The sequence below is a fragment of the Chamaesiphon sp. OTE_75_metabat_556 genome (assembly GCF_031378165.1).
GTDB lineage: Bacteria > Cyanobacteriota > Cyanobacteriia > Cyanobacteriales > Chamaesiphonaceae > Chamaesiphon.
The window spans coordinates 1-4,826 of the sequence record NZ_JANNDR010000205.1 but is presented as its reverse complement, the minus strand read 5'-3'; the positions used below and the strand labels follow the sequence as shown (position 1 = coordinate 4,826).

7 protein-coding genes are annotated in these 4,826 nt (G+C 46.7%); 3 read left to right on the top strand and 4 right to left on the bottom strand.

Annotation, left to right across the window (positions count from 1 at the left end; translation table 11 throughout):
- Positions 1-84 precede the first annotated feature (84 nt).
- Entirely contained in the window at positions 85-969 is an 885-nt protein-coding gene (gene glyQ, locus RMO27_RS08450; protein WP_309731292.1) for a glycine--tRNA ligase subunit alpha, read from the top strand.
- Between the two features lie 89 nt (positions 970-1,058).
- On the opposite strand, the gene psbN is transcribed toward glyQ, so the two are convergent.
- Positions 1,059-1,190: a photosystem II reaction center protein PsbN gene (gene psbN, locus RMO27_RS08445; RefSeq protein ID WP_309731289.1), complete on the bottom strand. Its 132-nt coding sequence runs from the start codon at positions 1,188-1,190 to the stop codon at positions 1,059-1,061.
- Positions 1,191-1,466: 276 nt separating this feature from the next.
- Between psbN and psbH the strand changes: the two genes are divergently transcribed.
- Positions 1,467-1,670 (top strand): photosystem II reaction center phosphoprotein PsbH, encoded by a 204-nt coding sequence (gene psbH / locus RMO27_RS08440; RefSeq protein WP_106310844.1) that lies wholly within the window; start codon positions 1,467-1,469, stop codon positions 1,668-1,670.
- A 259-nt stretch (positions 1,671-1,929) separates the two neighbouring features.
- Positions 1,930-2,181, top strand: a complete 252-nt coding sequence (locus RMO27_RS08435) for a TatA/E family twin arginine-targeting protein translocase (protein WP_309731280.1) — start codon at positions 1,930-1,932, stop codon at positions 2,179-2,181.
- A gap of 31 nt (positions 2,182-2,212) precedes the next feature.
- On the opposite strand, the gene RMO27_RS08430 is transcribed toward RMO27_RS08435, so the two are convergent.
- From RMO27_RS08430 to RMO27_RS08420, 3 genes are all read right to left on the bottom strand, one after another.
- Complete coding sequence (locus RMO27_RS08430) at positions 2,213-2,617, bottom strand: DUF309 domain-containing protein (protein WP_309731278.1); 405 nt, start codon at positions 2,615-2,617, stop codon at positions 2,213-2,215.
- A gap of 56 nt (positions 2,618-2,673) precedes the next feature.
- A complete protein-coding gene (locus RMO27_RS08425) occupies positions 2,674-3,291 on the bottom strand; it encodes a HEAT repeat domain-containing protein (protein ID WP_309731276.1) in 618 nt (205 codons plus the stop codon).
- A 165-nt stretch (positions 3,292-3,456) separates the two neighbouring features.
- Positions 3,457-4,719, bottom strand: a complete 1,263-nt coding sequence (locus tag RMO27_RS08420; protein WP_309731274.1) for a HEAT repeat domain-containing protein — start codon at positions 4,717-4,719, stop codon at positions 3,457-3,459.
- Positions 4,720-4,826: the final 107 nt, after the last annotated feature.

Genomic DNA, 4,826 nt, shown 5'->3' with positions numbered 1-4,826 from the left:
TAGAGCCTAATCCCAACTCCCAACTCCCAACTCCCAAAGCCTAGAGCCTAATCCCAACTCCCAACTCCCAACTCCCAACTCCCAATGAACTTTCAATCTGTCGTCGCCACTCTCAACCAATTCTGGAGCGCACAGGGCTGCTCGATCGTCCAAGCCTACGATACCGAAAAAGGTGCCGCTACCAAAAGCCATCATACCTTCTTAAGATCGATTGGCCCCGAACCTTGGTCGGTGGCCTATATCGAACCCTGTCGCCGTCCTGGTGACGGTCGTTACGGTCAAAATCCCAACCGCTACCAACAATACTATCAATATCAAGTCCTGATCAAACCCTCTCCAGACAACATTCAGGATGTCTATTTAGATTCGCTCCGCGCAGTGGGCATTAAACCTGAAGATCACGACATTCGGTTTGTCGAAGATAACTGGGAAGATGCCGCGATGGGTGCCTGGGGGGTCGGCTGGGAAGTCTGGCTCGATGGGATGGAAGTGACCCAATTTACCTACTTCCAGCAGTGTGGGGGGATCGATTGTCGTCCGGTATCGATCGAGATTACCTATGGCTTAGAGCGGCTGTGTATGTACTTGCAAGATGTAGACTCATTTGTCAAAATCCAATGGAACGATACTCTCACCTATGGCGATATCTATCTCCAATCTGAAATCGAGCAATCCACCTACAATTTTGAAGCGTCCAATCCCGAATTACTATTTACCCTGTTCGATCTCTATCAGCAAGAAGCCGAACAACTAATTGCCAGAGGACTGGTCATGCCGAGCTTGGATTATGTGCTCAAATGCTCCCACACCTTCAATATGCTCGATGCCCGGGGCGTCATCTCTGTCACCGAGCGGACGCGCTATATCGGCAAGGTGCGTGGAATGGCGCGACAGGTCGCCCACCTCTATCTGGCGCAGCGCGAAAAACTCGGCTTCCCATTACTAGCTAAAGCTGCGGCGATCGTTTGATAAATAACACGCGAATCTCTAAAACTTAGATGGTGGGCCGCACCCACCATCAGGCTATCGTTACTCATCGCTATCGACGATCGACTAACTTAGTCTTCGTGGTCGTCAAAAGGATCGGACAACTGCTTGGCTGGCGCGCCAAAAGACATGTATAGACCATAGGCAGTGGTAAGGATCACCGCTGCACCCAACGTAATGCTAAGAACTGTTGCAGATTCCATGATTAATTTAATTTAAGGATGTTGCTTCTCTTACAATATTAATGAATTTTACAAAAATTTACCAAAAATTCGGGTAAACGACATCAGGCCGCGATTACCTCCGGTACGCTTCGCGAACAAATCTATCGCGATCGAGTTGCCGCCCACCAAGTGCGACTCCTCGTCGAAACGAGAACGGGATCGGTTGTCGAAAACAAGAATTTTGTTTGGTACACTGGGGATGTGGAATGTTTCCACCCCGCATATATAATAGTATTCACACAACATTATCGACACATGGCACAACGCACTAAATTAGGAGATCTACTCAGACCTCTAAATGCTGAATATGGTAAGGTCGTTCCTGGTTGGGGTACTACTCCAGTGATGGGCGTATTTATGCTGTTATTCGCGGTCTTTTTACTGATCATTCTCCAAATCTACAACAACTCTCTGGTTCTAGATAGTTTCTCTGTTGACTGGAGTGGCGGCGGACAATAGGATCGCCCGTGACTGGAGATTGGGGTGGGTGACTAAAGGTAACTCTCATAAAAGTTTCCCCTAAGATTGCGATCGTCAAGATTCACTCTTCCCATACCCGATCGATAGCCACTAAATTAATTGATAATTGATAGTTGATAGTTGATAGCTAGGTTATCGAGTAGGGAAGTTCAGATTCCCAAGCTAGATCGATTTGGATATACTAAAGGTGTAGAACTGGAATACTCTATTCAGAGCAATTGGAAACAGGAACAAGATTATGAACTTTTTTGGGATTGGTTTACCGGAAACTATCGCGATCGCTGTTGTTGTTCTATTGGTCTTTGGCCCCAAAAAGTTACCAGAAATAGGCAAGAGTTTGGGCAAGGCACTCAAAGGTTTCCAAGAAGCCTCGAATGATTTTCAGTCAGAGTTTAAGAAGGAAGTAGATGCTATCGAAACTGCTGTAAAATCTCCCAGTCAAATTGAATCGACTGAAACAGTAAATAATAAATCTGATAGTAATATTTAATTGTGTTTGATTCAAAATTAACAATAAGTCGTTAACAGATAACATCTGTTCGGGCGAAATGAATCATCGGTAAAATGCTGGAATCTTGTGCGAGTCGATCGACAAAATCATCGATATCTTCAATCCCGATCAATTGTAGAATTGTCAATAAATTACGGCTATCTTGAATTAACTTAGTGACATCAATGCTTGCATATACTGGCTGGTAATAAGGCAACCGAGCAATACCTTCGCCGAGTAGAGTGACTGCGCCGCGCCAATTGCGATTGTGGAGATGGTAGCAAGCAACGGCGATTTGCAGCACGCCTTGATAGAATTTCTTGTCTGGATCGATCGAGTCCATCCACAAAGCTTCGAGCGTATCGTGACAGGCGTAATACTCTCGCTTGTTAAATTCATCGATACCCTGCAACCATGCGGGGGGAGATTCATTCATTACTTAATAGGTCAGTTTTTCGGACGATGATATGGCCAATTGTCTGAATAGGTTATTTACTGTCGATCGCTCTGAAATTTTGTCGTCATCTCTAGCCGCGACAAGGCACTAGTTGCTGCTTCTTTGACATAAGAATCGGTCGATTCATCGGCCAATAAGGTATTAATCGCTGTTAAACAGCGCGGATCGTCGATCGCACTGAGGGCATTAACGATCGACATGGCTAGTGCCGGATTATCCGTTGTTTGCAATGCCTCAATTAAATTGCCCACAATCGGCGCACCAATTACACCCATCGCCATCACTGCGGCAATATTCACCACCGGATTCGGATCTTGGAGCGCAGTTGTCAATCCCTCGATCCCTTGCGCTGGGAAGGGATCGTCAGGGTAATTAATCGCCACCTGCGCCAGTGCTTTAGCCGCGCTTCCGCGCACGGTGACATTTTCACTATTAAGTAAGGCTGCGACTAATGGGGGAACGGTATCATGCCCGATCGCGCCCAATGTTTTCACCGCCGCTCGCCGATAGGTAGTATCCTCATCATCGAGGATGCTCATTAGTCGCGCAATTGTGGTTTCGTCAGGATTGTCCACTAGCTCCCACATTGCTCGATCGCGCATGTGTGGATTTGGGTGTTTGAGTTGTTGTAAGCGTTCTTCTGTGGTGGACATACTTAAATTAATTGAGAATTGAGAATTGAGAATTGGGCTGAAGAATAAAACCCAACTTTTTAGGGTTGGTGTGTATCCTACAATTTTTCTTTTCTATACCATCGGATGGTTCGTACCGACAACACAATCCTGACAATTCTTAAATCCTGTAAATCAAGATCGGAGTTAGGAATTTGCTTTTGCTCGTACTAACCAATCGGGATCGTCTTTGAGAATTGCATAACCACTATTATCGCCTAATTGCTCTAGTGCCATCAGTGCGGCATATTTGAGATCCCAAATTTTAGTTTCCAGACACTTGTGTAATTCGGGAATCGCCTTGATATCACCGATTTCACCTAATGCGATCGCGGCGGCGGCACGAGATTTCTGAAATTGGGGCTGGGTATTGTGGAGGGCTTCAACTAAGAGATCGTAAGCGGGGGCGTGTTTGAGCCAGCCCATGATCTTCATGACATGGAAATGGGCACCATAATCATTATTAGCTTCTGCTTCATAATCGGCAAATAACGCCGCTGGAGCGGTATCTGGATAGCTATCGACGATCGTTTTGGTGGCTAAATAAGCTTTGCCAAAGTCAGTTTCGTATAAGTTGCGAATCAGGGCGGGGAGTTCGGGCAATCGATCGTAACTGTGTACCAGCTTGAGATCTTGGGGTTGATCGCGTAATGACTGTTCTAAATAGGGTTGGATGGTGGCAAAATCGATCGAGCCATCGCCGATACCTGCTTCGGCTAGCATCCGAATCCCGCGCAGTCTAAACACCAGAGATACCGGACAACTAGCAATCTCGGGAATCGCGGCATAATACCGCGCATCCATCAAATCTTGAATCGATAGTCGCCGTCCCAACACATTGGGGTTTTGCAGCATGGCGACTACCTGCGTCATCTGAGTATAGTCCCCAGTCAAACGGCAAACTCCCGCGATCGCAGCACTAGAGATCGGCGGATCTTCGTCATTTACAAATTTACTTATAGATGGCACCGCAGGCTGATAATTTAGCTTCGTCAGAGTATGAATCATCACCCGATAACTTTGTCCTGGCTTGTCGAGGAGCTGGGTTAATTCTGTCAAAATTTCGGGATCTTGGGTGCCGATTTCGCCAATTGCCCACGCTGCATTTTCGACGGTATAGCAGTCTTCATCTTGCAAACAGACGCGAATGGCGGGTAAAGCTTGAACTGCTTGCAATCGCCCTAGGATTTCTACCGACTTGCGCCGCACGATCTTATTATCCAGGCTGGGATCGGTTTCTTGTAATGCCCGCATCAGCGCAGCGATCGATTTGTCGGTCTGAAAGTTGATCAAATGCGACGCCGCAATATAGCGCGAATCATTCTCAGAGACGAGCGCGGGCGGCGTATCCAAAATCTCGATCGCCCGATCTTCAGTTAGATTAAATAAGCTAAAAAAGCGGTTATCCATTAGAACTCTTGCAAGGCATCTCTATTATTACTGCCATCACCTATGGGTACCCACAAGGGGCACCCCTAGACAATTGTCTGTAGGGGTGCCCCTTGTGGGTACCCTTC

Coding starts and splice junctions, on each gene's coding strand:
- glyQ (WP_309731292.1), top strand. CDS start 85: ATGAACTTTCAATCTGTCGTCGCCACTCTCAACCAATTCTGGAGCGCA.
- psbN (WP_309731289.1), bottom strand. CDS start 1,190: ATGGAATCTGCAACAGTTCTTAGCATTACGTTGGGTGCAGCGGTGATC.
- psbH (WP_106310844.1), top strand. CDS start 1,467: ATGGCACAACGCACTAAATTAGGAGATCTACTCAGACCTCTAAATGCT.
- RMO27_RS08435 (WP_309731280.1), top strand. CDS start 1,930: ATGAACTTTTTTGGGATTGGTTTACCGGAAACTATCGCGATCGCTGTT.
- RMO27_RS08430 (WP_309731278.1), bottom strand. CDS start 2,617: ATGAATGAATCTCCCCCCGCATGGTTGCAGGGTATCGATGAATTTAAC.
- RMO27_RS08425 (WP_309731276.1), bottom strand. CDS start 3,291: ATGTCCACCACAGAAGAACGCTTACAACAACTCAAACACCCAAATCCA.
- RMO27_RS08420 (WP_309731274.1), bottom strand. CDS start 4,719: ATGGATAACCGCTTTTTTAGCTTATTTAATCTAACTGAAGATCGGGCG.